Annotated in this window: 24 protein-coding genes; 9 read left to right on the top strand and 15 right to left on the bottom strand. The window is 68.5% G+C overall.

From position 1 onward, the window contains the following. Window positions 1–47: 47 nt before the first annotated feature. From N911_RS0111335 to N911_RS0111345, 3 genes are read right to left on the bottom strand one after another with little or no spacing between them, the layout of a single operon-like run. Window positions 48–827, bottom strand: coding sequence for an ABC transporter permease (locus tag N911_RS0111335; RefSeq protein WP_029897214.1), 780 nt, complete (start codon window positions 825–827; stop codon window positions 48–50). Further along, complete coding sequence (locus N911_RS0111340) at window positions 824–1,489, bottom strand: ABC transporter ATP-binding protein (protein ID WP_029897216.1); 666 nt, start codon at window positions 1,487–1,489, stop codon at window positions 824–826. Before N911_RS0111340 ends, N911_RS0111335 begins: the two co-directional genes overlap by 4 nt. Window positions 1,490–1,547: 58 nt before the next feature. After that, window positions 1,548–4,112 (bottom strand): cobyric acid synthase, encoded by a 2,565-nt coding sequence (locus tag N911_RS0111345; protein ID WP_029897218.1) that lies wholly within the window; start codon window positions 4,110–4,112, stop codon window positions 1,548–1,550. A gap of 43 nt (window positions 4,113–4,155) precedes the next feature. On the opposite strand from N911_RS0111345, the gene N911_RS0111350 reads away from it, so the two are divergent. After that, window positions 4,156–5,424 (top strand): glycosyltransferase family 2 protein, encoded by a 1,269-nt coding sequence (locus N911_RS0111350; protein ID WP_051694231.1) that lies wholly within the window; start codon window positions 4,156–4,158, stop codon window positions 5,422–5,424. Here the strand turns inward: N911_RS0111350 and N911_RS0111355 are convergent, their stop codons facing one another. Further along, the gene (locus N911_RS0111355; RefSeq protein WP_029897222.1) at window positions 5,425–5,733 is read right to left on the bottom strand and encodes a hypothetical protein; all 309 of its coding nucleotides are present in this window, start codon (window positions 5,731–5,733) and stop codon (window positions 5,425–5,427) included. 17 nt (window positions 5,734–5,750) lie between these two features. Between N911_RS0111355 and rlmD the strand changes: the two genes are divergently transcribed. From rlmD to N911_RS0111380, 5 genes are all read left to right on the top strand, one after another. Next, on the top strand, window positions 5,751–7,115 hold the full coding sequence (rlmD, locus tag N911_RS0111360) for a 23S rRNA (uracil(1939)-C(5))-methyltransferase RlmD (RefSeq protein ID WP_029897224.1): 1,365 nt from the start codon (window positions 5,751–5,753) through the stop codon (window positions 7,113–7,115). A gap of 61 nt (window positions 7,116–7,176) precedes the next feature. Continuing rightward, window positions 7,177–8,295: an ABC transporter permease gene (locus N911_RS0111365; protein WP_029897226.1), complete on the top strand. Its 1,119-nt coding sequence runs from the start codon at window positions 7,177–7,179 to the stop codon at window positions 8,293–8,295. 2 nt (window positions 8,296–8,297) lie between these two features. Continuing rightward, window positions 8,298–9,074 (top strand): ABC transporter ATP-binding protein, encoded by a 777-nt coding sequence (locus tag N911_RS0111370; protein ID WP_029897227.1) that lies wholly within the window; start codon window positions 8,298–8,300, stop codon window positions 9,072–9,074. Between the two features lie 3 nt (window positions 9,075–9,077). Further along, window positions 9,078–10,043, top strand: a complete 966-nt coding sequence (locus N911_RS16985; RefSeq protein ID WP_035104722.1) for an MlaD family protein — start codon at window positions 9,078–9,080, stop codon at window positions 10,041–10,043. After that, window positions 10,040–10,675: an ABC-type transport auxiliary lipoprotein family protein gene (locus N911_RS0111380; RefSeq protein ID WP_029897230.1), complete on the top strand. Its 636-nt coding sequence runs from the start codon at window positions 10,040–10,042 to the stop codon at window positions 10,673–10,675. Before N911_RS16985 ends, N911_RS0111380 begins: the two co-directional genes overlap by 4 nt. A gap of 485 nt (window positions 10,676–11,160) precedes the next feature. Here N911_RS0111380 and N911_RS0111385 read toward each other — a convergent pair whose 3' ends face one another. The 6 genes from N911_RS0111385 to zupT all read right to left on the bottom strand — a co-directional run bounded on the left by N911_RS0111385 (window position 11,161) and on the right by zupT (window position 17,774). Continuing rightward, window positions 11,161–12,027, bottom strand: coding sequence for a hypothetical protein (locus tag N911_RS0111385; RefSeq protein ID WP_029897232.1), 867 nt, complete (start codon window positions 12,025–12,027; stop codon window positions 11,161–11,163). Window positions 12,028–12,116: 89 nt separating this feature from the next. After that, a complete protein-coding gene (locus tag N911_RS0111390) occupies window positions 12,117–13,418 on the bottom strand; it encodes a cyclic di-GMP phosphodiesterase (RefSeq protein WP_029897234.1) in 1,302 nt (433 codons plus the stop codon). Between the two features lie 87 nt (window positions 13,419–13,505). After that, the gene (locus N911_RS0111395; RefSeq protein ID WP_029897236.1) at window positions 13,506–14,420 is read right to left on the bottom strand and encodes an NAD-dependent epimerase/dehydratase family protein; all 915 of its coding nucleotides are present in this window, start codon (window positions 14,418–14,420) and stop codon (window positions 13,506–13,508) included. Further along, entirely contained in the window at window positions 14,417–16,357 is a 1,941-nt protein-coding gene (locus N911_RS0111400; protein ID WP_035104724.1) for a polysaccharide biosynthesis protein, read from the bottom strand. The genes N911_RS0111395 and N911_RS0111400 overlap by 4 nt, the downstream gene beginning before the upstream one ends. A 174-nt stretch (window positions 16,358–16,531) precedes the next feature. Further along, a complete protein-coding gene (locus tag N911_RS0111405; protein ID WP_029897239.1) occupies window positions 16,532–16,765 on the bottom strand; it encodes a phage regulatory CII family protein in 234 nt (77 codons plus the stop codon). 199 nt (window positions 16,766–16,964) lie between these two features. Then, window positions 16,965–17,774, bottom strand: a complete 810-nt coding sequence (zupT, locus tag N911_RS0111410; protein ID WP_029897241.1) for a zinc transporter ZupT — start codon at window positions 17,772–17,774, stop codon at window positions 16,965–16,967. A gap of 114 nt (window positions 17,775–17,888) precedes the next feature. On the opposite strand from zupT, the gene N911_RS0111415 reads away from it, so the two are divergent. Both N911_RS0111415 and N911_RS0111420 read left to right on the top strand, forming a co-directional pair. Then, the gene (locus tag N911_RS0111415) at window positions 17,889–18,776 is read left to right on the top strand and encodes a DMT family transporter (protein WP_029897243.1); all 888 of its coding nucleotides are present in this window, start codon (window positions 17,889–17,891) and stop codon (window positions 18,774–18,776) included. A gap of 77 nt (window positions 18,777–18,853) precedes the next feature. Further along, a complete protein-coding gene (locus tag N911_RS0111420; RefSeq protein ID WP_029897245.1) occupies window positions 18,854–19,747 on the top strand; it encodes a DMT family transporter in 894 nt (297 codons plus the stop codon). Here N911_RS0111420 and N911_RS18480 read toward each other — a convergent pair. Both N911_RS18480 and N911_RS0111430 read right to left on the bottom strand, forming a co-directional pair. After that, window positions 19,744–19,902 (bottom strand): hypothetical protein, encoded by a 159-nt coding sequence (locus N911_RS18480; RefSeq protein WP_161781624.1) that lies wholly within the window; start codon window positions 19,900–19,902, stop codon window positions 19,744–19,746. The two genes, N911_RS0111420 and N911_RS18480, sit on opposite strands and share 4 nt — an antisense overlap. Next, window positions 19,899–20,693: an SDR family NAD(P)-dependent oxidoreductase gene (locus N911_RS0111430; RefSeq protein ID WP_029897247.1), complete on the bottom strand. Its 795-nt coding sequence runs from the start codon at window positions 20,691–20,693 to the stop codon at window positions 19,899–19,901. Before N911_RS0111430 ends, N911_RS18480 begins: the two co-directional genes overlap by 4 nt. 128 nt (window positions 20,694–20,821) lie before the next feature. Between N911_RS0111430 and N911_RS17645 the strand changes: the two genes are divergently transcribed. Then, window positions 20,822–22,453, top strand: coding sequence for a GAF domain-containing sensor histidine kinase (locus N911_RS17645; RefSeq protein WP_051694232.1), 1,632 nt, complete (start codon window positions 20,822–20,824; stop codon window positions 22,451–22,453). Here N911_RS17645 and N911_RS0111440 read toward each other — a convergent pair. From N911_RS0111440 to N911_RS0111450, 3 genes are all read right to left on the bottom strand, one after another. Next, complete coding sequence (locus N911_RS0111440) at window positions 22,450–23,532, bottom strand: ATP-grasp domain-containing protein (RefSeq protein ID WP_051694234.1); 1,083 nt, start codon at window positions 23,530–23,532, stop codon at window positions 22,450–22,452. The two genes, N911_RS17645 and N911_RS0111440, sit on opposite strands and share 4 nt — an antisense overlap. Next, window positions 23,519–24,097 carry a DedA family protein gene (locus N911_RS0111445; RefSeq protein ID WP_029897252.1) on the bottom strand — a complete coding sequence of 193 codons (579 nt, stop codon included), beginning with the start codon at window positions 24,095–24,097 and terminating at the stop codon, window positions 23,519–23,521. The genes N911_RS0111440 and N911_RS0111445 overlap by 14 nt, the downstream gene beginning before the upstream one ends. Before the next feature lie 183 nt (window positions 24,098–24,280). Then, the gene (locus N911_RS0111450) at window positions 24,281–26,026 is read right to left on the bottom strand and encodes an N-acetylmuramoyl-L-alanine amidase (RefSeq protein ID WP_029897255.1); all 1,746 of its coding nucleotides are present in this window, start codon (window positions 26,024–26,026) and stop codon (window positions 24,281–24,283) included. Between the last annotated feature and the right edge of the window lie 87 nt (window positions 26,027–26,113).

The raw sequence follows: 26,113 nt of genomic DNA on the forward strand, positions 1-26,113 counted from the left end.
TTTCTCTTTTGACCGGCTTTGTCAAAGCCCCTTTCCCGGGAAAAGAATCAGACCAGGGGCCGTTGCGCCTCCCCGAAGCATCGCCGCCTGGCCCACAGCACCACCAGCAGCGAGCCCAGGGCGGTGGAGCCCACCAGCATGAGCATGACCACGATCTGGTAGCGGATGGCCGCCAGGGGGTCGGCCCCGGCCAGGATCTGGCCGGTCATCATGCCGGGGATGAATACCAGCCCCACGCCCATCATGGAGTTGATGGAGGGGATCATGCCCGCCCGCAGGGCGTCGCGCACGATGGGCTGGCTGGCCTCGCGATAGTCCGCGCCAAGGCAGAGCCGCATCTCCACCTCGGCCCGCTTGGCGCGCAGGTCGGCGAAGAGCCGTTCCAGGGCCAGGGAGAGGGCGGTCATGGAGTTGCCCACCACCATGCCCGAGAGGGGGATGAAGTATTCCGGTCGCCACCACGGCTTGGCCCCCACGATGACAGAAGTGACCAGAAGGGCCACCAGGAAGTAGCTGGTGAGCATGGTGGCGAAGACCGGCAGCCGCACCCCCACCTTGGGCTGGCGCGCCCGGCCGGAGACGATGTGCGTGGCCGTGGCCACCATGACCAGAAAGACGCCCAGGGAGAGGATGAGCATGTCCGCGTCGAATACGAGGCGCAGGACATAGCCCATGAGGAAAAGCTGGGCGAAGGTGCGGACCGTGCCCACCGCCAGCTCGCGCCCCAGCCGCAGCTGGTGCGCCAGGGAGGCCAGCCCAGCGGCCAGCACGAAGACCAGGCCCAGGGCCAGCTGCCAGGGACCGATGCCGTACAGCGGGCCGCTCACGAGACCTCCGCCCGGCCGCCCTCGATGTGCAGGACGCGGTGGGTTTCCAGGGAGGGAAGGTAGTCGCCGTGGCTGGCCAGCAGCACGGTCACGCCGCGTTCGCGGGCCAGCCACTCCGCCTCGTCATGCACGATGGCCGTGGACTCGGGGTCCAGGGCGGAGGTGGGTTCGTCCATGAGCACGGCCGCCGGGCCGAGCAGCAGGGCGCGGATGATGCATACGCGCTGCTTCTGCCCCACGGACAGGGTGGCGGCCCGGTCGCCGAGGCCGACCCCCTCCAGGCGGAAGCGGGCCAGCCATTCGTTGAGCACCCGGTCGGAGGGCCGCTCGGCCCGGGAGTTGGCCGCGAAGGAAAAGGGCAGCAGCAGATTGTCCCGCACGCTTCCCTCCACCACCGTCGGCGTCTGCTGAATGAAGGCCATCTCCCTGCGCAGCCTGGCTGGTTCCATACCCTGGATGGGCGCGCCCTGGAAGCGGATGGTCCCTTCCGCGGGGTCCTCCAGCCGGCAGAGCAGGCGCAGGAAGGTGGATTTGCCCGAGCCGGACGGTCCCTTGATGAGCGTGAAGTCGCCCCGTTCCAGGACGAGGTCGAGGCCGGAGAAAAGCGGGGGCCTGCCAGGATGGGCGAAGCCAAGACCGTCGAGTTCCAGCAACCGTGTCATGGGGCCAGGGTGGCGGAAAAACGTGTCGGTCCAGTGAACGAGTGGATGATCCCGCTCCTTACAATCCCAGCCGCTCCAGGATGCGGTCCATGTCCAGGACGCGCTCCACCTCGTCCGCCAGCCGGTCCAGGGCGGACTCGATCTCGTAGGCGGCGCGGGGCGAGGCCAGGGGCGGCAGCCCCTTGCGGGCGCGCAGGTCGTCCAGCACGGCGTGGCGGAAGGGGTCGGCGTCGAACACGCCGTGCAGGTAGGTGCCCCAGGCCGAGCCGTCGGGCAGGGCCCAGCCCAAGCCGGGGGAGTCGGCGAACAGCTCCTCCGCTTCGCCGCGCAGGGCGGTCTCGCCGTGGTGGATCTCGTAGCCCTTGACCCGCCTGCCCGTGGCCGCGTGGGTGGCCTCGCGGCGGGTGAGGGTCTTGTCGCGGGCCAGGGTGGTGGCCAGGGGCAGCACCCCCAGCCCCTCCTCCAACCCGCTGGACTCCAGGCCCAGGGGGTCGTCCACGCTCTGCCCCAGCATTTGCAGGCCGCCGCAGATACCCGCCAGCACGGCGCGGCCGCGCAGTCCGGCCACGGCCCGGGCCAGCCCGCTCTCCCGCAGCCAGCGCAAATCCTCGATGGTGTTCTTGGAGCCGGGCAGGACGAGCAGGTCGGGCGCGCCCAGGTCGTCCGGGGAGCGCACCAGCCGCAGGGCCGCGTCCGGCTCCGCGGCCAGGGCGTCGAGGTCGGTGAAATTGGAGACGTGGGGCAGGTCGATGATTGCCACGTCCAGGTCGGCTCCGGGCTTTTCCGCCAAAGTTCCGCCCGCCTTGAAGGAGACCGAGTCCTCCTCGGGCAGGCCCAGGCCGGACAGCCAGGGCACCACCCCCAGCACCTCCCGGCCGGTGTGCTCGCGCAGCACGGCGAAGGCCCCGTCCAGCAGGGCCGGGTCGCCCCGGAACTTGTTCAGCACGAATCCGGCCACCAGGGCCCGCTCGTCCTCCTCCAGGCAGTCCATGGTGCCCATGAGCGAGGCGAAGGCCCCGCCCCGGTCGATGTCCGAGGCCAGCAGCACGCTGGCCCGGGCGTGGCGGGCCATGGCCATGTTCACGATGTCGTGCGGCTTGAGGTTCACTTCGGCCGGGGAGCCCGCCCCCTCCAGCACCATGACCCCGGCCCCGGTGGCCAGCTCGTCGTAGGCGCGGGTGACAACGGGCCACAGTTCGGACTTGGCTCGGTAGTACTCCGCCGCCCGCAGGCTCTCCCACGGCTTGCCCAGCACCATGACCTGCGAGCCGGTCTCCGAGGAGGGCTTGAGAAGCACCGGGTTCATGCGCGCGTCCACCTCCAGCCCGGCGGCCTGGGCTTGCAGGGCCTGGGCCCGGCCCATCTCGCCGCCGTCCGGGGTGACGAAGGAGTTCAGCGACATGTTCTGCGCCTTGAAGGGGCATGGGGCCAGCCCACGGCGGCGCAGGATGCGGCACAGGGCGGAGACCAGCAAGCTCTTGCCCGCGTTGGAGCAGGTGGCCTGCACCATCAGCGCCGGGGTGCGGCGCGGGGCCGGTCGGGGCTTGCCGCCGCCCGCAAGCTCGTCCAGGGCGCGGGCCAGCCGCTCGTTGTCCTCCGCCCCGCGCACGGCCACCCGGAAGTAGCGCTGGTCCAGGCCGGGGAAGTTGGCGCACGGCCGGATGGCCAGCCTGTGGGTGCGCAGCAGCTCGCCCGCCAGCTTGCCCGCGTCGCTGAACCGCCCGCCGTCCAGGCGGCAGAGCAGGAAGTTGGCTTCCGAAGGGATGACGGTCAGGCCTTTGATGGAGGTGAGCAGCTGGTAGAGGTGGCCGCACTGCTCCAGCATGGTCCGGCGGGTGCGCTGGAAGTAGTCGTCGTCCGCCAGGGCGCGCGCGCCCACGGCCTGGGCCAGGGTGCCCGCCTGCCAGGGGGGCAGCTCCTCGGCCAGGTCGGCGGCGATTTGTTCCGAGGCCGCGGCCAGCCCCAGCCGCATGCCGGGCAGGGCGTAGAACTTGGTCAGGGAGAGCAGCACCACCACGTTGTCCGGCCGCTCGCCCGCCAGCCGGGCCAGGCCGGGCACGAAGTCGGCGAAGGCCTCGTCCACCACGAAGACCGAGTCCGGGTGGTTGCGGGCCAGCCGGACCACGTCCGTGGAGGGGATGGAGCGGCCGGTGGGGTTGTTGGGGTTGCCCAGGATGACCACGGCCGGGCCGCGCTCCAGGGCGTCCTCCAGCAGGGCGAAATAGAGGTGGAAGTGGTGCTCCGGGGAGAGGTGGACGCGCTCCACCAGCAGCCCGGCGCGCAGGCAGGCCGCCTCGTAGTCGCGGTAGGAGGGCACCGGGATGATCGCCCGGCCGGGCTTGAGCACGCGCGGCAGGGCGAAGAGCAGGTCCGAGGTGCCGTTGCCCGCCACCAGCTCCCCGGCGCGGCAGCCGTAGCGCCGGGCGGCGGCTTGGCGCAGCCCGGTGGCCTCGGGGTCGGGGTAGGAGCACACCCCGCCCAGGGCTCCGGCCACGGCGTGGCGCAGCCAGGGCGGCGGCCCCAGGGGGTTGATGGAGGCGGAGAAGTCGGTGATGTCCTCTGGGCGGCAGCCGGCCTCGCGGGCCAGCCCGCACAGGTCGCCGCCGTGTCCTCTCTGGTCCATGGGCAGGTGATTACGTGCTTTCCATCCCCACGGCAAGCTTGCCATGGCGGCCCGCCGAGGCTACCCCATGGCCATGCGTCCCCTGGCGGTGGTCATCCCGGTGCACAACCTCTGGCCCGTGACGCGGGCCTGCCTTCAGTCCCTGCGCGAGAACACGCCCGGGGACTTCTTTCAGGTCGTCCTGGCGGACAACGGCTCCACCGACGCCACCCCGGCCGAGGCCCCGGACCTGGGCCGCGCCCTGTTCGGGGAGCGGTTCACCCACCTGCCCCTGGGGGAGAACCTGGGCTTCGGCCCGGCCTGCAACGCCGGGGCGCGGGCTACCGAGGCGGAGCACGTCCTCTTCCTGAACAACGACACCACCCTCACGCCGGGCTGGGTGCGGCCCCTGCTGACCACGGCCAGGAAAGACGCCCGGGCGGGAGCGGTCTCCCCGCTGCTGCTCTACCCGGAAACGGAGCCGGAAGGCGGGCCCTCGCAACGGCCCGAAGCGGGGCGCGTGCAGCACGCGGGCATCGGCTTCGACCCGGACCTGCACCCCGTCCACCCCTTTCACCTTTTCCCGGCTGACCACCCGGCCGTGACCCGGCCCAGGCGGCTGCAGGCGGTGAGCGGGGCGGCCATGCTGGTGGGGCTGGGCGTGTTCCGGGAACTGGGCGGCTTCTTCGAGGGCTTTCGCAACGGCAGCGAGGACCTGGACCTCTGCGCCCGGCTGCGCGGGAGGGGACTGCGCTGCCTGCTGGAGCCCAAGGCCGTGGTCCACCACCACACCTCGCTCACGCCGGGGAGGTACGAGCACACGGAGCACAACGCCCGGCTGCTCAACCAGCGCTGCCGGGGGGCCTTCGCCACGGACCTGCACAAGCTGGCCGAACGCGAGGGTTTCACCCTGGCCCTCACCCCCTGGCAGGAGCCGTACATGGCCATGCGGGGAGAGGACGCGGAACGGCTGGCGGCGGTGGGCGACCCTCGCCGGGCGGTGCAGGAGAACCCCCTGTGGCGGCCGGGCTACGCCGCCTGGCTGGAGGCCGCCGCCGACCCGGCCGAACGGCACAGGGCTGCCGCGCTCCAGGCCGGGCTGCTGCCCGCCCTGGAGGCATTGGAGCGGGCCGCGGCCACCGCCGTGGAGGCGGGGTTCGGCGGCGAGGCCCAGCGCTGGCGCGACCTTCTGGCCCGCGCCCGCGCCAAACTTGCCGCCCCCGAAATCCTGGCCGGGCGCGCCCGGGCCAACCGGGACCACTTCGCCGCCCGGGGCGAGGAGGGGCTGGCAGCGCTGTACGGGGAGTGGCTGGAAGCCGGCGCGAACGGCTGACTACAACTCTTTCAGTTTGACCCGCTCTTGCCCCGGCGTGTACTCGTCCAGGGTGTAGAGGCGCACCTTGGTGGAGCGGGGGAACTCCTTCTTCAGCAGGGTTTTGAGCGTCTTTTTCAGCTTGGGGCGGGTTATTTCAAAGGTGTTCTTCTCGTACCCGTCCTGCACCACGGTCAACCGCTCCGCGTCGCGTTTGAGGATGACCACGGAGCGGTTGCGCTTGTAGGTGCGCAGATCCAGGGCCTGGCCGGGCTCCAGCTTGTCCAGCCGGGTCAGCACAGTGTCGATGGCGTTGACCTTGTCGATCATACGGAGGTGGTAGCCGGGTGGAGAACGGACCGCAACCCGGGGAGGAGCTTCTCCTGCGGGTGGAGAAACTGGTGCCGGGCGGCAGGCCGCTGGCCCGCGAGGGCGGGCTGGCCGTGATGCTGGATCGGGGCCTGCCGGGCCAAACGGTGCGGGCGCGGGTGGTCAAGCGACACAAGGGCCGGGCCGAGGCCGAGGCCCTGGAGGTGGCCGTTCCGCGCGGAGACGAGGCAGAGCCTTTCTGCCGCCATTTCGGCGAGTGCGGCGGCTGCCTCCTGCAGGACCTGCCCTGCGGGGAACAGTTGCGCTGGAAGGCGGAGTGGGTGCGCGAATCCCTCCTGCGCACGCCCGGAGCCTGCGACCCCGAAACCCTGGAGATCGAGCCCGCCCGGCCCTCGCCGCGCGCCACGGGCTTTCGCAACAAGATGGAGTTCGCCTTCTCCGGCCAGGGGGAAAGCCTGCGACTGGGCCTGCACAAGCGCGGTCGCCCGGGCGAAATTTTCGATGTGGCCGAGTGTCCCGTGATGGAGGGCGAGGTCGGCCCGCTGCTGGAGGCTGCCCGCCGCTTCGCCCGCGACTCCGGGCTGCCCTCGGTGGACCCTTCCACCGGCAAGGGGTTCTGGCGGCACCTGGTGGTGCGGCGCAATCTGGCCGGGCAGGCCATGGCCGTGGTGCTGACCAATCCGGGCAAGAACAAGGCCGTGTCCGACATGGCCGACGACCTTTTCCCCGCCTGTCCCGAGCTGGTCTCCATCGTCCACGGCACGCGCAAGGGCAAGGGCACCGTGGCCCGGCCCTCCAACGTGCGCACCCTGTGGGGCGCGGACCGTCTCTCCGAGGAGTTGTGCGGCCTGCGCTTCGAGCTGGAGCCGCGCTCCTTCTTCCAGACCAACACCCTGGCCGCGGAGGGCCTCTTCGCCACGGTGGCGGACTGGGCCGTGACCGACCCGGGCGACGAGGTGTTGGAACTGTACTGCGGGGCCGGGGCCATCTCCCTGGTCATGGCCGGGCGCGGGGCGCGCGTGACCGGGGTGGAGAACGTGGGCGCGGCCGTGGAGGACGCCGTGGCGGCCATGAAGGCCAACGGCCTGACCGGCTGCCGCTTCCTGGCCGGGGACGCGGCCGAGCTGGCCGCCTCCGCCAAGACCGGCTCCCCCCGCGTGGTGGTGGCCGATCCCCCGCGCGCTGGGCTGGCGCAGGGCGTGGCCCGCGCCATCTGGGAGAAGCTGCCGGAGAAGGTGGTCATGGTCTCCTGCAACCCGGCCACCCTGGCCCGCGACGTGGCCCGGCTGGGACCTGTGTACGGCCTCTCCCGCGTGCGCGCCTTCGACCTCTTTCCCCACGCCGCCCACGTGGAGGCGGTGGCCGAGCTGCGCCGTCGCTGACTTGCCCCGCCACTTCAAGCGGGGTAGAGATGGTGGGGTTTCAGCAAGTTGGGGAGAGTCGATGGCCCGGATCGATGTGCAGCGGGAGGAAGGCAAGACAGCCGCCCGCCTGAGCGGAAACTGGACCGCCGAGCGTGCGCGCGCGGCGGAAAAGGAGTTGCGCGGCCTGAAGGCCCCTTCCGGCGAAGCCGTGCTGGACCTTTCCGCCATCGACGACCTGGATATGGCCGGGGCCTGGCTCGTCCACCGCGCCGCCAAGCGCTGGCGGGAGGCCGGGGCGGACGTGACCGTCCAGGGCGCGGCAGACAAGCACGCCGCCCTGCTGCGCCTGGCCGGGGACAACGACGCCCCCTGCCCGCCGGAACCCGTCCAGCGAAGCTACATCCTGGTTCTTCTGAACACCATCGGGCTGGTGGTCTGTTCCATGGTGCGCCACGTCTTTCGCCAGTTGGGCTTCATGGGGCTGACCCTGGCCTGCCTGGCCCGCACCGTTCTCAAGCCCGCCCGGCTGCGCCTGACCTCCACGGTGGTGCACATGGAGCGGGCGGGCATCAACGCCGTGCCCATCGTCACCCTGCTGGCTTTCCTCATCGGCGTGGTGCTGGCCTTTATCGGCGCGCAGCAGCTCCGCCGCTTCGGGGCGCAGATCTACGTGGTCAACCTCATTGAGGTGGCCGTGCTGCGGGAGATGGGGGCCATGCTCACGGCCATCGTGGTGGCCGGGCGCTCCGGCTCCGCCTTCACCGCCCAGATAGGCGCCATGACCGCCAACGAGGAGGTGGCCGCCATGCGGGCCATGGGCATCGACCCGCTGGAGGCCCTGGTGGTCCCCCGCGTGCTTGCCCTGCTTATCACTCTGCCGCTGCTCACCTTTCTGGCGGACATGGCCGGGGTGCTGGGCGGAGGACTCATGTCCTGGGCCGTGCTGGACGTCTCGCCCGTTTCCTTCTTGACACGCTTCCAGGCAAGCGGCTGGCTGTGGCACTTCTGGGTGGGCGTCATCAAGGCCCCCTTCTTCGCCATGGCCATCGCCCTCATCGGCTGCTTCGAGGGGCTGGAGTCCAAGCCCAGCGCCGAGAGCGTGGGCAGAAAGACCACCAGCAGCGTGGTGCAGGCCATCTTCTGGGTCATCGTCATCGACGCGGCCTTCGCCGCCTTCTTCTCCCTGGTGCGGGTGTGACCATGGCTGGCGAAGACGTGGTCATCCAAGTGCGCGGGCTGCTCAACCGCTTCGGCGACCAGGCCGTGCACGAGAACCTGGACCTGGACGTGCGCCGGGGAGAGATTCTCGGCGTGGTGGGCGGTTCCGGCACGGGCAAGTCCGTGCTGCTGCGCACCATCACGGGCCTGCGTCGCCCCCAGGGCGGCAGCGTGAAGGTGCTGGGCACCGAGATCACCACCGCCTCGGAACGGGAAATGCGCGTCCTGCAACGCCGCTGGGGGGTGCTCTTCCAGGACGGGGCCCTCTTTTCCTCCCTCAACGTGCGCCAGAACGTCCAGGCGCCCATGCGGGAATACCTCGACCTGCCCCGCGACCTCATGGACCAGCTGGCCGGGCTGAAGCTCAGCCAGGCGGGCCTGACGCCCGAGGCCGCCCTGAAGATGCCTTCGGAACTCTCCGGCGGCATGCGCAAGCGTGCCGGGCTGGCCCGCGCCTTGGCCCTGGACCCGCAGCTGCTCTTCCTGGACGAGCCCACCTCCGGCCTGGACCCCATCGGCGCGGGCCGTTTCGACCAACTGCTGCGCGACCTCCACCAGTCCCTGGGCCCCACCGTCTTTCTCGTCACCCACGACCTCGACTCCCTCTACACCGTTTGCCACCGGGTTGCGGTTTTGGCGGGAGGACGCATCCGTGCTATCGGAACCGTTGACGAGGTGGCGGCCTCGGACGACCCCTGGATACGGGACTACTTCCATGGGCCGCGCGGACGCGCCGCCAGGACAGCCTCGAAAGGATAACCAATGGAAATCAAGGCACGCTTCATCGCCGTAGGCATTTTCACCCTGGCGGTCGTCCTGGCGGCCTTCGGGTTCGTGCTCTGGAAAGCCAGGCTGCACGTGGAACAGCAGTTTACCCACTACGACATCTACTTCCAGGACACCGTGGCCGGACTCACCCCCGCCTCCCAGGTGCAGTTCAACGGCATCAAGGTCGGCGGCGTGGACAACATCGTCGTGGACCCGGACAATCCCTCCCGGGTTCGGGTCCGCATCCAGGTGGCCGCCAACACGCCCATCCGGCGCGACGCCGTGGCCACCCTGGAGCCCAAGGGCATCACCGGCGAAACCTACATCCAGATCGAGGGCGGCTCCGCCGACGCCCCGGCCCTGACACCGGACAAGGGGGAGGACGTGGCCGTCATCACCTCCAAGTCATCGGACATCCAGGAAGTATTCGCCCGCGCGCCCCAGCTTCTGGAACAGGGCGTCAAACTCATGGACAGGCTGAGCAAGCTGGTCAACGAGGAGAACCGCCAACGTATGGGCAACATCCTGGCGGACGCCGAAATCTTCGCCGCCACACTGGCCGACAACAGCCAGCGCATAGACCGCGCCCTGGCCGACGCCACCAGGCTCATGGAAGACCTCACCGGAGCAGCCTCCCGCCTGGAACAACTGGCCGGGCACGCCGACGCCACCCTCGACCGCGCCGACCGCGCCTTCAATGCGGCCAATACCTACATCGACCAGGACCTCGCCAGAACCACCGAGCAACTCCACAACATGGCCGCCAGCATCGATCAACTCACGCGGAGCGCCGGGCCGGGCATAACCGCCTTCACCAACGAGGGACTGCTCTCCTTCAGGCAATTCCTGGACGAGGCCCGCCGCCTCATGTCCACCCTCGACCGCGTGGCCCAGCGCTTCGAGTCCAACCCGCAAGCCATCATCTTCGGGGAATCCGTGCCCGAGGAGGAGTTGCAATGATCCGCCGCCCCCACGCAGCCCTCGCCGCCCTGCTCCTCCTGGTCCTCCTGGCCACGGGATGCGGCGGCCTGCCCGGCTCCGGCCCAGCCCCCAGCCTCTACGTGCTCACCCCCAAGAACACCTTCCCCCACGATCTGCCCCAAGTGGAAGGCCAGCTCGTCATCTCCCTGCCCACCGCCGGGCGCGCCCTGCAGTCCGACCGCATCGCACTGCGCCCCATCCCCGAGGAAATCAAATACTTCAAGGGCGCCCGCTGGATCTCCAACCTGCCCTACATGGTCCAGACCCTCATGTTGGAATCCTTCGAAAACACCGGCAAAATCACCTCTGTGGGGCGCGAGGCCATCACTCTGCGACCCGACTACCAGCTCCTCACCGAAATCCGGGAGTTCCAGGCCGACCGCTTCTCCTCCGGCCCCCCCACCGCCAACGTCCGCCTCAACCTCAAACTCATCCACCAGCCCGAACAACGCATCATCGCCGCCAAAACCTTCGAAAGCCGCACCAAGGCCGAACACAACACCATGAAATCCGTCATCCAGGCCTTCGACAGGGCCCTTGGGGACACCCTCAAAGACTCCGTGTCCTGGACCCTCCGCCGCATGGGCAGGAACGGGAGTGGGGAAGAGTAGGAAGAAGAGGAAGAGGAAGAAGGGAAGATTTCGCCCTGGCGGGCGACCAGGGCCTGCTCGGCCCTGGACCCGAGGCAAAGTAACTTTGCATGTGTGTTCGCGGGATGGCGCATGGTGGGGTTGCGAACGGGGAGTACTCCGGCGAATTGGCGATTGCGGGGTGGTGGGATGCCGGTACATCCTCGCTTGGGCAGTATGGATTCAGATTCGTTGCGCGCGGAATTGGGCGGCGGTCGCCCGGCTGCACCGTGTCAGTACCACGCCCCCGAGCGAAGCGAGTGACAAGCGAATTTTTTGAAGGAGTTGGGGGTGTGGGGGAAGAGGAAACTTTTTGTCGCCAGAAAAAAAGTTTCCTCTTCCCCCACTGCCCTGAACAAACACCACCGCCTGCCACCATCCATTCCCCGCCTCCACACATAAAAACGGGCGTGGGGCGGGGTCTGCCCCGCTCCACGCCCGCCAAACAATGCCTTATGGGCAGCCTGCTAGAACTTGTACTTGGCTTCGATGAGACCGCCGAAAGCCGGGTCTACATCGAAGGTATTCTGTTCGTCGCCGTCCTGGTTGTAGAAGGTGTATTCGCGGCCGAAGTGGTATTGGGGGCCGCCGGTGAAGGAGAGGTTGTCGGTGGGTTCGATTTCCAGGAAGAGGGAGCCCACGAAGTGCCTGATTTTGACGTATCCTTCCGGCCGAACGTCGCTGTCGTCGGCCATGCGGTAGGTGTCGTTTTCCAGGTCGAGTTGGCCGACGATGCCCAGGTTCCGCATGGGGCGGTAGGAGAGGAAGGTGCCGCCGGTGCCCAGGCGGGCCGTCCAGCCGGTGCCGGACTGGTCCAGGCCGTCGTAGTTGACGCTGAGCAGGGGGAGCCCCTTGATTTCCACGGCGTTGGCGAAGAGGCCCGCGCCCACGTCGATGGAGACGTTGTCGGAGGCTTGGTAGGTGCCGCCCAGGCGGAAGGCGCCGCCGTAGGAGTCGTCGAGCTGCTCCTCGAAGGAGGAGTGGCCGGTGGCTCCGGCGAACCAGTTCCAGTCGCGGGTGAGGCGGCCGCCGTAGGTGATTCCGGCGGTCAGGCGGTGCAGGGTCTGCCAGGGCGTTTCCCCGCGGCTGAAGGCGATGCTCTCGGTCTCGTTCCAGTCGAAGAAGCGGCCCTCGTAGCCGATCTTGAGCAGGGAGTAGCGGGCCTCAAGCGCGGCGCGGGTTTCCTGCACGCGGCCGTCGGTCTGGTCGAAGTCGGAGCGGGCCACGCCGGAGCCGGTGATGCGGACCCGCAGGTCCTGTTTTTGGGCGCGGGTTTCGGCCGCCAGCGTTAGGGTCAGGGACAGGGCGATGAGGAGGGCGATACTGGTGCGCATGGTGCCTCCGGTATAGGGCGGAATGGCCTCGGGGGCAATTCCTGCCGGTTATTTTCTGTACCTGAGGGCGTGCAGGGAGCGTGCCTGAATCAGGAGGAGGGTTTCTCGCCCGCGTTGTTGGTGAAGTAGGCCACCTCGGTGCTCGGGTTGAGGTAGTCGAAGATTTCCTTGGGCAGGTCCTGGGGGTGGATGGACTTGAGCACCCCGAGTTCGGGGTCGTCCTCCATGTCGAAGATGACCGCCTCCTCGCGCGGGACTTCGGGGTCGAAGAGCAGCAGCGAGGGCTTGAGGGGGTTGCGCTGGTTCACGGAGATGACCAGCCCGATGGCCTCGTTGGAGAGCTGGCAGATGGTGCCGGGCGGGTAGATGCCCAGGCAGCGGATGAAGCTGGAGAAGATGTCCATGTCCAGCTTGTTCTTGAGCTTGGCGAACATGAAGGACATGGCCTGGTATGGGGTCATGGCCTTTTCGCGGAGCGGGTCGTTGACCAGGTTGTCGTAGACGTTGGCGATGGAGGCCACCCGCGCCAGGCGGTGGGTTTTCTTCTTGGTGAAGCCCTTGGGGTAGCCGGAGCCGTCCGCGGCCTCGTGGTGCTGGAAGATGGCGCGCAGCGCGCCTTCCGGGAAAGCGCCGGTCTTGAGGGCGATCTCCACGCCGTAGCGGGGGTGGAGGTGAAGGAGCTCCTGCTCCGGTTTGGTCAGCGGGCCTTTTTTCTTGAGGATCTTCTTGTCGATGCGGTTTTTGCCCACATCGTGAAAGAGGCAGCCAAGGCCCAGGGCGGACATATCCTCCTGGCCGAGGCCGATGTCCTTGCCCAGCATCAGCGCCAGCACCGAGACGTTGAGGGAGTGGTAGTAGAGGCTCTCGTCCTCCTCGCTGCCCATGAGGTGGACCACGGCGTCGCGGTCGTTGAGCAGCACGTCCACCATGTCCGCGATCATGTCCCCGGCCTGCTCCACGCTTTCGGCGCTGCCGGTGAGCACGCCGTCCATCATGCCGGGCACGGCCTTGGCGGACTTGCGGTACTTTTCCTCGCAGGCCTTTATCTCGTCGCGTTTGGTCTTGAGCTTCTCGATGCGCTCCTTCTTGAGCTTCCAGAAGCGCTCGGTGGCCGGGTCCTTGGCCTGCTTTTTGGCGGGTTCGGGCTCTCCGGCCTCGGCCCGCTCGGCGGACTTGGAGCGGGAGATGGGCAGTCGGTCGCTCTTGGCCGGGACGCAAGTCACCTCCTCCACGCCGGAGTCGCGCAAAACCCTGATCTGCTCCTCGCTCTTTATCTTGAAGCGGGTGAAGAGGAAGGGGTGCTCGAACCAGTGCCCCTCCAGGCGGATGTAGACGCCGGGCTGTAGCTGGTCGATCTTGACCTTGTATTCCGGGATGGAGAACTTGGCCATACGCGTGCTCGAAACGAAACTGTCCTATCCTGTCAGACGTATCGGGAATGGGGAAAGATACGCTCCGGCCCGGTCCCGGGCAAGCGCTCAATCGTCGCGGCTGACCAGGATGCCGTCGCGGTCGTCCAGCTCCGGGTGGCTCTGGCGGTGGACTTCCTCGATGACCCGCAGCACGCCCTGACCGAGGTCCATGTGCAGGGGCGGGGAGTATTTCTTGCCCATGCGCGGGTTGAAGGAATAGGGCGTGATCTCGTAGTGGGCGGCCGATTCATGTGTCTCGAACTCGAACTCCACGTGGTGGGGCAGCATCTCGGCGATCATCTTCAGCACGTCGCCCACCTTCATGGCCTGATGTCCGGTGAGGATGATGTGGGAGTTGGCGTACTCCGGTTTCAGGATCTCCACGCTGGCGTCGGCCGCGTCCTCCACGTGGATATACTCGCGCAGGGCCCCGGGGCTGCCGTAGTAGCTGATTTTGCCCTCTACCATGGCCTGCCGCACGAAGCGGTGGATGGCGTTGCGGTCGTCGGCCCGGGGGCCGTAGAGGGAGCCGTAGCGCAGCACGGTGAAGTCGAGGCCGTGGTTCTCGTGGAAGGTTTCGATGAACAGCTCGCTGGCCTGCTTGGAGCAGCGGTAGAAGCCGCCGGAGGAGGAGTAGACGTAGACCGAGGAGGCGAAGACGAACCGCTTGACCCCGGCCTGGTGGCAGGCGTCGAGGATGATGGTGTTGCCCAGGATGTTGTAGCGCGCGGTGTCGGTGGGTCGCTGGTTAGCCTCGTCGATGTCCGCGATGCCGGCGAAGTTGAATACCGCGTGCGCGCCTTCCACGGCCCGGGCCACGGCCTCCTCGTCCAGGATGTCGCCGGTGATCATGGTCATTGCGGGTCGCAGCCAAGGGGAGGGGGCGCGGTCGAAGACCGTCACCTCGTACCCGGCGTCGTCCAGCTTGTCGCAGACGTGGGAGCCCAGGAACCCGGCCCCCCCGAATACAGTCACCTTCATGCTTCCTCCGCGGCCGCGTCCGGCGATGTTTCCAGCACGCAGGACTCCTCGCGCATCTCGTACTCCCGCACCACCTCGGCCAGCTTGGCCTTGATGCCGCAGTGGTCGAAGGCCTCGGCCAGCCCGTACAGCTCCTCGAGCCGCTGGACCAGCCAGGTCCGCATGTCCTCGCGGGAGCCCAGGCCGTACCAGGAGTCGTCGGCCCGCAGCCGTAGAATCTTTTCGTGCCCTGTGGGCGTCACGTCCTCGCCCGCGGTGATGAGCTCCTCGAAGAGCTTTTCCCCCGGGCGCAGGCCGGTGTAGCGGATTTCCACGTCCCTGTCCGGGACCTTGCCGGCCAGGCGGATGAGGTCGCGGGCCATGTCCGCGATCTTCACCGGCTGGCCCATCTTCAGCAGAAAGATTTCCCCTTCCTCGCCCATGGTGGCCGCCTGCAGGATGAGCTGGGCCGCCTCGGAGATGGTCATGAAGTAGCGCGTCACGTCGGGGTGGGTCACGGTGACGGGGCCGCCCCGGCGTATCTGGTCCATGAACAGGGGGATGACCGAGCCGGAGGAGCCGATGACGTTGCCGAATCGCACGGACATGAAGCGGGTTCGGCCGCCGGTGAGGCTCTGCAACAGGAGTTCGGTGACCCGTTTGGACGCGCCCATGACGTTGGTGGGGCGCACCGCCTTGTCGGTGGAGACCAGCACGAACCGCTCCGCCTGGAAGCGCACGGCCGTCTCCATGAGGCGGCGGGAGGCCTGGATGTTGTTGTGCACCGCCTCCCAGGGATTGATCTCCATAAGCGGCACGTGCTTGTAGGCTGCGGCGTGGAAAACCACCTGCGGGGCGTGGGTGGCGAATACGCGGTCCAGCAGCCCCTGGTCCTGCACCTTGCCGAGCACGGGCACGTAGTCCTCAAAGCCCAGCTCGTGGTGCAACTCCATTTGCACGGTGTAGAGGTTGTATTCCCCGGAATCCAGGAGGATCATTCGCGCCGGGCGGTAAGGGGCGATCTGGCGGCACAGCTCGGAGCCGATGGAGCCGCCGCAGCCGGTGACCAGCACCACCTTGCCGGTCAGGCAGGAGGCGATGCGGTCGGTCTCCAGGGCCACGGGCTCGCGGCCGAGGAGGTCCTCCATGTTCACCTCGCGCAGGGAGCGCAGTGTGACCTCGCCGCCCAGCAGCTCGGAGTAGCCGGGCAGGGTGCGGAAGGGCAGGCCGGTCTCCTCGCAGGCGGCCACCACGCGGCGCATCTGCTCGCCGGTGGCCTGGGGCAGGGCGATGATGATCTCGTCAGCCTCCTCCTTTTCCGCCAGCAGGGGGAGGTCCCCGATTTCGCCCAGCACGGGCACGCCGTGCAGGCTGCGGCCCATCTTATCCGGGTCGTCGTCCACGAACCCGGCCACGGTGAGGCCAAGTTCCGGGTCGCGCGAGACCTGCCGCAGGAGCTGTTCCCCGGCGTCCCCCGCGCCCGCGATGAGGACGCGCCTGCCCGCTTCGCTGACCCGCGAGGAGAGGGCGGAGCGCAGGGCGGCGGTGAAGGAGCCGTGCTCGAAGGCGCGGCGAATGGCGATGCGCAGGCCGCCGGTGAAGACGATGGCCAGCATGGAGTCCAGCAGCAGCACCGAGCGGGAGTAGCCCTCGAAGCCCAGGATGAAGAGGGCGGCCGTGGCCAGCAGCACGGTGGCCAGCACCGCGGCCTTCACCAGCCGCCACAGCTCGTAGAAGCTGGTGTAGCGCCACATGCCCCGGTACAGGCCGAAGGCGAAGTAGACCGCCAGCTTGGCGCCTGTCACGAAGGGCAGGAAGGTGTAGAGTTGGTCGGCGTAGTAGGGGCTTAGGGAGAACTCGAAGCGGATGAGATAGGCCAGGCTCAGGGCCGCGGAAAAGAGAACCGCGTCCGCCAGAAGCATGGCGTAGAAATTGGGGTTGCGAAGCTGCCTGTGCATGGGTGTCCGGACCACGGTGTGGTGAATCGGCCGGAAGGTACTCCCGGCGGCCTGGAAATGCAAATACGGTGTGCGGCCTCACCGCCGCTCGTCAGGGCTGAAGCGGGGGTATTCCATGCCCGCCCCGGCTTGGGCGAGGGGAGGATGCCGTGGTTCCGGGGCGGGCGGAGGGGGTCAGGATTTTTCCAGGCGGTAGCCGAGTTCCTCGGCGATGTGGCGCAGGGCGGATTCGTCGCCCGTGGCCTTGATGACGGCCGCCAGATCGTCCACGCCGAGCTTGGCCCCCCTGTCGAAGGGGTTCAGCTCCCGCAGCAGGGTGGGGTAGGGCTTGCCTATGGACTGGGCTACCCGCTTGGCCAGTCCCTCTCTGGTGACGATCCGCTGGTGAAGGATTTCCGTGACGCGCATGCCAACCCCCTCGGTTGCGAGGCCCGTGTGCCGTCCCCCCATGGGCCGGGCCGGGCCGCTCTTCGCGCTAGCAAAGTTGAACAGTTGTTCATATGATTCACCAGGTCCTGGCCCAATGTCAACGGGCCTGCCGGGAAAATACATGAAAACCCCACCTTTTTACGAGGGGTGCGAGGGTCGTCTTGGGCTGACCGGCTGTTCACTGAAAAAGCAGCAGGGAGGCGGCCATGACGGCCATGCCCGCCACCAGGCCGTAGATGGAGAGGTGGTGCTCGCCGTACTCGCGGGCGGCGGGCAGCAGTTCGTCCAGGGAGATGAAGACCATGATGCCGGCCACCGAGGCGAAGAGCAGGCCGAACATGATGCCGTTCAGGAAAGGCATGAGCAGGAGGAAGCCAACGAGCGCCCCCAGGGGTTCGGAGAGGCCGGAGGCGAAGGACAGGAAGAAGGCGCGGCGGCGGCTGGAGGTGGCGTAGTAGATGGGCACGGACACGGCGATGCCCTCGGGAATGTTGTGGATGGCGATGGCCACGGCGATGGGCACGCCCAGGGAGGGGTCGTCCAGGGCGGCGATGAAGGTGGCCAGCCCCTCGGGAAAATTGTGGATGGCGATGGCCAGGGCGGTGAACAAGCCGGTCTTGTAGAGCTTTTGGAAGCGGGCCCGCTCCGAAGGGTCGTCCATCTCCTCCACGCGATGGATTTCGTGGGGATTCTCGTAGGAGGGCACCAGCCGGTCGATGACCCCGGCCAGAAGCACGCCGCCGAAAAAGGCCGCGGCGGACAGCCAGGAGGCCGAGCCGCCGGGCATGTCCCGCGCCAACGCCTCGGTTGCCTTGGGCATGATCTCCATGAAGGAGACGTAGAGCATGACTCCGGCGGAGAAGCCCAGGGCCGAGGCCAGGAACTTCTCGTTGTGGCGGCGGTTGAAAAAGGCCAGGGCGGAGCCCACTCCGGTGGACAGCCCGGCGAACAGGGTCAGGGCGAAGGCGAAGAGGACGTTGTCCGGCATGGCGGCCAGTCTAACGCACCGGACCGCTCTTGGGGAGGGGAATTCCGGACGGGCTTGCCAGGACTGGGCGGATGGGGAAAGCTGACCCCTTTCCATCTCTCTCAGGGAGGCGGCATGACCGATCAGGGCAAGGGGGTGTTGCTGGCCTTCACCGGCATCCTCGTCCTCAGCCCGGACAGCCTGCTGGTGCGCCTGCTGGACGCGCCGCAGTGGGATCTGCAGCTGTGGCGCGGGCTGGGGCAGACCGTGGGCATGGGCGCGGGCATGGCCGCGCTGTACGGCTCCGGGCTGCTCGGGGCAATGCGCGCCATGGGCCGCTGGGGGCTGGTCATGGCCCTGGCCCAGGCCGCGGCCTCCATCCTTTTCGTGGCGGCCATCTACCTGACCACCGTGGCCAACGTGCTGGCCCTCATCTCCTCGGCCCCGCTTTTCAGCGCCCTGCTCAGCCGCTTCGCCCTGGGGGAGCGGCTGCCCAGGCGCACCTGGTGGGCCTGCGCGCTGGGCATGGCCGCCATCGCGGTCATCGTGGGCGGCGACGCCGGCGGGGAGGGCTCCCACCTGGCCGGGGACCTGCTGGCCCTGGCCCAGGCCCTCTGCCTGGCCTGCGCCTTCACCCTGGTGCGCAAGCGGGCGGCCGTGAACATGCTGCCCTGCTTCATCCTCTCCGGACTGCTCATCGCCGGGTTCTCCCTGGCCCAGGGCGGCTGGGTGGCCGCGCCCCCGGACAAGCTCCCCCTGTTCCTGCTGCTCTGTCTCGGGGTGCTGCCCGCGGCCTACACCCTGCTTTTCCTGGCCCCGCGCTACATTCCCTCGCCCGAGGTCAACCTCATCATGCTTCTGGAGATGGTGCTGGGGCCGCTGCTGGTCTGGTGGGCGGTGGATGAGTCCGTGCCCCCGGCCACTCTGGCGGGCGGTTCCGTCCTCTTCGCCGTGCTGGCGGTGCACTCCTGGCTGGGGCTGCGGCAGGCTCGGGCGGCCCGGCGGCTGGCCGGCCCGGACTGACGGTGCGGTATGTCCCGGGGGGTTGCCAGACGCGCCGGGATGGGGGAAGGTCCCTCCTCTTCGCGCAAGGAGGCGACATGACCGATCAGGGCAAGGGAATGCTGCTGGCCTTCGCCGGCATATTGGTGCTCAGCCCGGACACGCTGTTGGTGCGGCTTTTGGACATGCCGCAGTGGGATTTGCAGGTCTGGCGGGGTTTGGGTCAGTGCGGCGGCATCGGCCTGGGCGTGGCCGCGGTGTACGGCGCGTCCACCTTCGCCGTGTTCCGGGCCGTGGGGCGCTGGGGGTTGTTGGCCTCGGTGGCCCAGGGCGCGGCCTCCATCCTTTTCGTCAACGCCCTCTACCTGACCAGCGTGGCCAACGTGCTGGCCCTCATTTCCACCGCGCCGCTGTTCGGCGCGCTCATGAGCCGCTTTCTGCTGGGCGAGCGGCTGGCCGCCCGCACCTGGGGGGCCTGCCTGCTGGGCATGGCCGCCATCGGAATCATCGTGGGCGGCGACGTGGGCGGTGAAGGCTCGCACCTGGCCGGGGACCTGGTGGCACTGGCCCAGGCGGCCTGCATGGCCGGGGCCTTCGTGCTGGTGCGCAAGCGGGCGGAGGTGAACATGCTGCCCTGCATGGTCATCTCCGGCGCGTTGGTGGCCCTGTTCTCCATGGCCCAGGGCGGCGGCGTGGTGGTGCCCGTGGACAAGCTGCCCCTGCTCGTCCTGCTCTGCTTCGGGGTGCTGGCCGTCTCCTTCGGCATGCTCTTTCTGGCCCCGCGCTACATTCCCTCGCCCGAGGTCAACCTCATCATGCTGCTGGAAATGGTGCTGGGACCGCTGCTGGTCTGGTGGGTGGTGGGCGAGACCGTGCCCCCGGCCACCATGATCGGCGGGGGGCTGCTCTTCGCCACCCTGGCCTTCCACTCCTGGCTGGGGCTGCACTCGGTGCGGCGGGCCAGGCGGCTGGCCCGGGCGGCGGGAGGCTAGAAGGCCCCCAGCGCCTCCAGGGCGGCGAACAGGCCGCAAGAGGCCAGGAACAACCCCGCCATCATCAGCCACATGCGGCGCATGCCCGGGTCGCGCAGGAACTCGCGCAAGGCGGAGCGGCCCTCGCGCGGCCGGGATTCGTTGTCGCCGCTCATGGCAGAATGGACCGCACCGTGCCGCCGTCCGCGCGGATGGCTCCGCCCGTGGTGGCCGAGGCCAGCGGCGAGCAGAGGTAGACGATCATGGAGGCGATCTCCTCGGGCCGGGTGAAGCGCTGGAGGATGGAGGTGGGCCGGGCCTCCTCGAAAAAGACCTCCTCCTTGAACTCCTCCACGTCCATGTCCTCTCCCTCGGCCAGCTCGGTAACGAAGCCGCCCACGCCCTCGGACCAAGTGGGGCCGGGCAGCACCGAGTTGACGGTGACGTCCGTTCCCGTGGCCAGTTGGGCCAGGCCGCGCGCGATGGACAGATACGCGGTCTTGGTCATGCCGTAGTGGATCATCTCCTCGGGAATGTTCACCGCGCTCTCCGAGGAGAGAAAGACGATCCGCCCCCAGCCGCGCTCCAGCATGGCGGGCATGAAGGCGCGGGCCAGCCGCACTCCGCTCATGACGTTGGTCCGGAAGAAGCGTTCCCAGTCCTCGTCCGGGATGTCGAAGAAGTCCTTGGGCTCGAAGATGCCCATGTTGTTGACCAGGATGTCCGGCCGCCCCAGCGCCTTGACGTGGCTGACGAAATCCGCGCACCCCTCGGCCGTGGACAGGTCCGCGGGCACGCCACTGGCGTGCTTGCCGAAGGATGTCAGCGCCTGGTCCACGCTCTCGCGGGAGCGGCCGTTGATGACCACCCGCGCGCCCTCCTGGTCCAGAAGCCTGGCCGTGGCCAGGCCGATGCCCTTGGTGGAGCCGGTGACCACCGCCAGCTTGCCTTGCAGTCGCAGATCCATGCGCCCTCCGTGGGTTTTCCCGACAGCCTACCAGATTCAATCCGCCCGCGCACCCGCCCCAAGGGCGGAAAGGGGAGGGGCGGGAAATATCATTGCCCGGTGCGTGCGGGAGTGCGTAGCGGTCGGGTATGCGCGATCTGGTTTCCCGCCATCCCCTGACCGGCTGCTCCACCTGCTCGGCCAACGTGCTCCTGGACATCGCCACGAGCATCGTGGTGGGCCTGGAGTCGGAAAAGGCCGTGGAACTGACCGTGGACCGTCTCGCCGGTGCCTTTCCCGCCTACAGGGCGGCCTACTCGGTGGTGGACGAGGCGGGCAAGCTGCGGCCGCTGTATTCCAGCGGCCCGCAAGGCATGCCCGACCTGGCCGGGCAGGATACCGACCTGTCGGCCGCGCCCGACTACCTGGACGCCCTGCGCAACAACGCCGTGGTGCTTATCGGCGACGTGGAGAACGAGCCCATGGTGGCCCCGCTGCGGCATGCCACCAGGAAAGGCGGCATACGGGCCATGGTGGACGCCCCCCTCTACCATTCTGCGGACAAGCTGGGCCTGCTCAGCCTGGACTCCGCCGAGCCAGCGTCATTTGCGCGCGAGGAGGTCCGCACCCTGGAGCTGGCCGCGGAGCTGCTGGCCTTGGCCCTGCGGCAGCAGTCGCTGCGGCGCGGTCTGGCCGAGGAGCGCAAGCGGTCCCGGGAAGTCTCCACCTACCTGACCGCCCTGTTCGAGAACATGCAGGACGGGATATTCGTCTACGACAACCGGGGCGGCCTGGTGGACGTCAACGAGGCGGGCTGCGCCATGCACGGCTACACCTGCGAGGAACTGCTGGCCATGGAGCCCTCGGACTTCATCCACCCGGACAGCGGCAACCTTTTCGAGGAATTTCGCGAGACCGTGCTGCGGGGCGAGGTGTTCCGCGACAAGGGCGTGGGCGGGCGCAAGGACGGAGGTGTTTTTCAGGCCGACGTGCGGGGCGGCTCCATGGAGGTGGACGGGCAGACTTATCTCATAGCCACCGTGCGCGACATCACCGCCCAGGTGCGGCTGGAGCGGGAGCTGGAGCGCCGCAACCAGGAGCTTGTGCGCTCCAACCGCGAACTGGACGAGTTCGCCTACGTGGCCTCGCACGACCTGGCCGAGCCCCTGCGCAAGATCGCCGGGTTCGGCGACATTCTGCTGGACGAGACCGGCTTGAGCGGTGAGGGGCGGCAAGCCGTGGAGATCATGCACTCGGCCGTGGACCGCATGCAGGGCATGCTCTCCTCCCTTTTGGAGTTGTCGCGGGTGTCCACCCGGCGGCGGGTGCATCAGGCGGTCGACTCCGCCGGGATTCTGGCCGAGGCCCTGGAGGACCTCTCGCTGACAGTGGAGGAGGCCGGAGCCGAGATCGCCGTCTCCCCCTTGCCCCTGGTGGAGGCGGACCCGGACCAGCTGCGGCGGCTCTTCCAGAACTTGGTGGGCAACGCCTTGAAATACCGGCGGGAGGACGCTCCCATGCGGGTGAAAGTAAGCGCCGGGGAGTCCGACGGCCGGGCCGTGTTCACTGTTTCGGACACCGGCCTGGGCTTCCCCCAGGATCGGGCGGAGCGCATTCTGCTGCCCTTCATGCGGCTGCATGGCAGCGAGAAAGAAGGCACGGGCATGGGGCTGGCCATCTGCCGCCGCATCGTGCAACGGCACGGCGGCGACCTGCGCGCGGAAGGCGTGGAGGGCGAGGGGGCGGCCTTTATCTTCGATCTGCCCCTGGCCCGCGGCTAGCGGGTGGGCGGGCAGGTCGGACGGCCGCGCAGGGCGGAGAAGATTCCCCGGAGGGACGGCAGCAGGGGAGGCGCCCGGAACCCCCGGTCGCGGTTGGCAGCGCCAATCTCCCAGGCCAGGGACCACTGGCGGCACAGGTCGCGCCAAGCGCGCGGCAGGCTCATGTCCGGGTCCCAGACGTGGGTGGCCTCGCTGCCCAAAGCGTTGATCTCCACCACTTCCAGGTTTTCTCCCCGCGCCAGGGATTCCCGGTCAGGGGCGCGCACATCCACCCGCCCGAAGTGGAACTCCTCCATGGAGGAGCAGATCCCTTCCACCGCGAGCAGAAGCTCCGGGGTGGCCAGGTCGGCCGCGTCGCGAAAGACCGCGCCCCGGCAGTGGTTCCCCGCGAAGACCAGGGGGACGCGCTCTCCCTCGCCCGGCACGTCGTCAAGGCGGCCGGCGAAGCGTTCCAGGTAGATGGGCCCGGCGGCCTTGAAGCGCGGGTGGGCGCGGATGAGGGTTTCCAGGGTGTCCCGGCCGTCCCCGGTGACGCAGGGAAACTCCTTGCCGGTGATGGAGAGAAGGTAGCCGCGCTCAGCGCCCGGGGGACGGGCCCAGAAAACCCCGGCCTCCCCGGGGTGGCTGGAGAGGCGCTGCAGCAGCAGCCCCCGGCCCGGCTCCCCGGGAAAGTCCCCGAGGTAGTCCGCCAGTTCGGTCTCGCTGGCCACGGGCCGCACACCTGCCCCGCGTTCGCCCACGTCCGGCTTGGCCACCACCGGGAAGTCGAGCCCGGCCAAGTCCATGGCCGCCAGGCAGCGGTCCAGCCGCCGGGTCGGTGAGGCGTCGGGCAGGTCCACCAGGGCGTAGGGCAGCAGCAGCTTTCTGGCCTCGCCGCGCACCATGTCCAGGATGGCCGCCTTGCTCTCGCCCACCAGCCCGCCCAGGGGCGTCACCAGGGGGTCGGCCAGGGCGGGCAGGGTGGCTCCCCGGTGGCGCAGGGCCAGCAGGCAGCACCAGGCAGCCACCGGTGCGTAGAACAGCCACGGCGGCCAGAACTCGAAGAGGGAGGCGGTGCGTCCGGGCTTATTCGCCGCCAAGGTCCCTCCTGCGGCGGGAGATGCAAATCTGCACCCCGGCCGCCAGCACCACCAGCCCCACTCCGGCCACCCAGCGCCACGGCCCCAGGTACTCGCCCACGGCCGCTCCCAGGCGCACGGTGAGGTAGAGGATGGTCAGGGTCCACAGGGCGGAGGCGCCCACGGCCACCAGGGCGAATTTCCACACCGGCGCGCGGGCCAGCCCGGCGGCCACGTAGGTGGGGAAACGCATGCCGGGGATGCAGCGGGCGGTGAGAACGGCCGTGATCAGGTTGCGGGAGAGCCATTGCCGCGACTTCTCAAAGCGGGGCCTTTCCAGGATGCGCTTGGAGAGCATGCGGCCGGGGTAGCGGCCCAGCATGTACAGCCCCAGGTCGCCCACGGCCAGCCCCACGGTCAGCCCCAGGGCCGCGGCCCACGGGGACATGGACCCCCCGGCCACCAGCAGCCCGCAGGCCAGCGTGACCGGGTCCTCCAGCACCAGGGAGGCGGCCCCGGCCAACAGGGCCTGCACCACCGGCAGGTCGGCCAGAGTGGCCAGGTAGGCGATGAACTCCTGCAGCATCAGGCGGCCCGTAGCACGCCGCCGGCGTCGCTTCCATGACGGAGCGGCCGGGGATGGGCGAAGAGGCGTATTTGGCTGCGTGGCATGGACGGACGGACCTGTTGCCCGGCGCGGGGGCGGTTTGGCTGTCTGGCGACAGGCGGGGTGTGCCCTTTTTGGCGCAGGAGGGCAACCCGTGCGGGCTTAGAGGCTGGCGTAGCGGGAAATCTGCTTCTTGTACGCCTTGACGCCCTTGACGATGCCCTCGGTGAGATAGCCCAGGTAGTGGGTGTTGTTCAGGCGGCGGGCCTCGGTCCTGTTGGTCATGAAGCCCGCCTCCACCAGGATGGCCGGCATCTTGGCGCCCATGAGCACGTAGAAGGGCGCCTCGCGGGTGTCGCGGTTCTTGATGGGGTACTCCCGGCCAACGTTGCTGACGATGGAGGATTGCACGTCCGAAGCCAAGTCCTTGGATTCCCGGGTCTTGGAGTTGAGCATGAGGTCGGTGAGGATAACCTGCAAATCGGAGATGCGCTTGGTGGAGACGGCGTTCTCCCGCGCGGCCACGCGCACGGCGGACTTGGTGCGGGCAAGGTTCAGGGAGTAGACCTCAAGGCCGTGCACGGAGCGGTTGTCGATGGCGTTGCAGTGCAGGGAGATGAAGAGGTCCGCCTTCTGCACGTTGGCCATGGCGGTTCGCTCCTCCAGGGGGATGAACTTGTCCGTGCTGCGGGTGTAGAGGACCTTGAAGCCCTCCTTCTTCAGCTTGCGCCCCAGGATCTTGGCCATCTTCAGGGTGATGTCCTTTTCCTTGAGGCCGTGGGCGATGGCCCCGGGGTCCTTTCCGCCGTGGCCGGGGTCGATCATGATGGTGTCGATGGTCAGCCCCAGCTGCTCCACCAGTTCGCCCATGTGCTTCTCGCTGCCCTTGGGCGCGGAGTAGCCTTCCTTGCCCTTCTTGTTCCGGGGCAGGGACTGGGCCAGCCTGGAAGTCTTGTCCGGGGCGTAGACGTCCACCACCACCCGATACGGGTTGTAGAGGTGGAAAATCTTGTAGTCCTCGAAATCGTTGAAATCGAGCACCACGCGGGCCGTCTCGTGGGTGTACTGGCCGGAGCGGATGCGGCGCAGGATGCCGTCGGCCACGGAGATTTCGTGGGAGACGTCCTGGCCCAGCCGGGAGCCAAGAAGGTCGATGTAGAGCCGGTGGGGCCGGTTGACCTCCTCCGAGGGCTTGAGCATCTGGTACTTGAACTTGGCCTCGGAATCGAGGTCCAGGACCACGCGGGTGTAGTCGTCCGAGGAGCGGAAGCGCACCTGCTCCAGATAGGATGTGCCCGGCTTTTTGTCCGCGGGCTTGGTGGCGGTCTTGGGCGTGGCCCCGGAGGACACGGCCGTCTTCTTGGCCGGGGAGGACTCCGCGGCCTTGAGGTCCAGCTCGCGCAGCATGGCCGCGGCCTTGTCGTGCATGTCCCCCTTCTCGTAGCGGTGGTCGATGAGCAGGAGGTCGGCGTAGGCGCGGTCCGGGCGGTCCAGCCTGTTGAGGTTTATCTTGGCGCGGCGCAGCAGGCAGTCGTCGGACCAGGAGTGGTCCGGGAAGTGGGAAACGACACGCTGGTAGTATTCCGTGGCCTTGATGTTGTCCGCGTCCAGCCCGCTGCGTTGGCCCAGCTCCTCGTAGACGCGGGCGATGTAGTACAGCGCCTTGGGCGCGTAGGGCCCGCGCGGCGAGGCCTTGTACACCGAGGTGAACTGCCGCTCGATCTTGTTCCAGTTGGAGCGGTACTTGCCCCGGGAGTCGTCCTTGCGCAGGGCGTGGAAGTCTCGATAGGCGCGGCCGAAGTCCTGTGCCAGCCCGGCCTGGGCCGGGGCGGCCAGGCACAGGGCCAGCAGCAGGACGGCCATGGCGGCCGCGGCGCGGTGCGGAAAAAAGGTTCGTGTGCCGAGCATGTCAGTCCAGGGGTCGGCGGTTCGGGGCGAAACACCAACCCGGTAAGGCCTCGCGCGGCCCGGGTCAAGGCCGCAAGGCGTTGTGGA

The sequence above is a fragment of the Desulfohalovibrio reitneri genome (assembly GCF_000711295.1).
Taxonomy (GTDB): domain Bacteria; phylum Desulfobacterota; class Desulfovibrionia; order Desulfovibrionales; family Desulfovibrionaceae; genus Desulfohalovibrio; species Desulfohalovibrio reitneri.

What these genes read in the sequence shown, in the direction of transcription:
- N911_RS0111340 (WP_029897216.1), bottom strand. Translation starts at nt 1,489, where the DNA reads ATGACACGGTTGCTGGAACTCGACGGTCTTGGCTTCGCCCATCCTGGC.
- N911_RS0111345 (WP_029897218.1), bottom strand. Translation starts at nt 4,112, where the DNA reads ATGGACCAGAGAGGACACGGCGGCGACCTGTGCGGGCTGGCCCGCGAG.
- N911_RS0111350 (WP_051694231.1), top strand. Translation starts at nt 4,156, where the DNA reads ATGGCGGCCCGCCGAGGCTACCCCATGGCCATGCGTCCCCTGGCGGTG.
- N911_RS0111355 (WP_029897222.1), bottom strand. Translation starts at nt 5,733, where the DNA reads ATGATCGACAAGGTCAACGCCATCGACACTGTGCTGACCCGGCTGGAC.
- N911_RS0111365 (WP_029897226.1), top strand. Translation starts at nt 7,177, where the DNA reads ATGGCCCGGATCGATGTGCAGCGGGAGGAAGGCAAGACAGCCGCCCGC.
- N911_RS0111370 (WP_029897227.1), top strand. Translation starts at nt 8,298, where the DNA reads ATGGCTGGCGAAGACGTGGTCATCCAAGTGCGCGGGCTGCTCAACCGC.
- N911_RS16985 (WP_035104722.1), top strand. Translation starts at nt 9,078, where the DNA reads ATGGAAATCAAGGCACGCTTCATCGCCGTAGGCATTTTCACCCTGGCG.
- N911_RS0111380 (WP_029897230.1), top strand. Translation starts at nt 10,040, where the DNA reads ATGATCCGCCGCCCCCACGCAGCCCTCGCCGCCCTGCTCCTCCTGGTC.
- N911_RS0111385 (WP_029897232.1), bottom strand. Translation starts at nt 12,027, where the DNA reads ATGCGCACCAGTATCGCCCTCCTCATCGCCCTGTCCCTGACCCTAACG.
- N911_RS0111390 (WP_029897234.1), bottom strand. Translation starts at nt 13,418, where the DNA reads ATGGCCAAGTTCTCCATCCCGGAATACAAGGTCAAGATCGACCAGCTA.
- N911_RS0111395 (WP_029897236.1), bottom strand. Translation starts at nt 14,420, where the DNA reads ATGAAGGTGACTGTATTCGGGGGGGCCGGGTTCCTGGGCTCCCACGTC.
- N911_RS0111400 (WP_035104724.1), bottom strand. Translation starts at nt 16,357, where the DNA reads ATGCACAGGCAGCTTCGCAACCCCAATTTCTACGCCATGCTTCTGGCG.
- N911_RS0111405 (WP_029897239.1), bottom strand. Translation starts at nt 16,765, where the DNA reads ATGCGCGTCACGGAAATCCTTCACCAGCGGATCGTCACCAGAGAGGGA.
- zupT (WP_029897241.1), bottom strand. Translation starts at nt 17,774, where the DNA reads ATGCCGGACAACGTCCTCTTCGCCTTCGCCCTGACCCTGTTCGCCGGG.
- N911_RS0111415 (WP_029897243.1), top strand. Translation starts at nt 17,889, where the DNA reads ATGACCGATCAGGGCAAGGGGGTGTTGCTGGCCTTCACCGGCATCCTC.
- N911_RS0111420 (WP_029897245.1), top strand. Translation starts at nt 18,854, where the DNA reads ATGACCGATCAGGGCAAGGGAATGCTGCTGGCCTTCGCCGGCATATTG.
- N911_RS18480 (WP_161781624.1), bottom strand. Translation starts at nt 19,902, where the DNA reads ATGAGCGGCGACAACGAATCCCGGCCGCGCGAGGGCCGCTCCGCCTTG.
- N911_RS0111430 (WP_029897247.1), bottom strand. Translation starts at nt 20,693, where the DNA reads ATGGATCTGCGACTGCAAGGCAAGCTGGCGGTGGTCACCGGCTCCACC.
- N911_RS17645 (WP_051694232.1), top strand. Translation starts at nt 20,822, where the DNA reads ATGCGCGATCTGGTTTCCCGCCATCCCCTGACCGGCTGCTCCACCTGC.
- N911_RS0111445 (WP_029897252.1), bottom strand. Translation starts at nt 24,097, where the DNA reads ATGCTGCAGGAGTTCATCGCCTACCTGGCCACTCTGGCCGACCTGCCG.
- N911_RS0111450 (WP_029897255.1), bottom strand. Translation starts at nt 26,026, where the DNA reads ATGCTCGGCACACGAACCTTTTTTCCGCACCGCGCCGCGGCCGCCATG.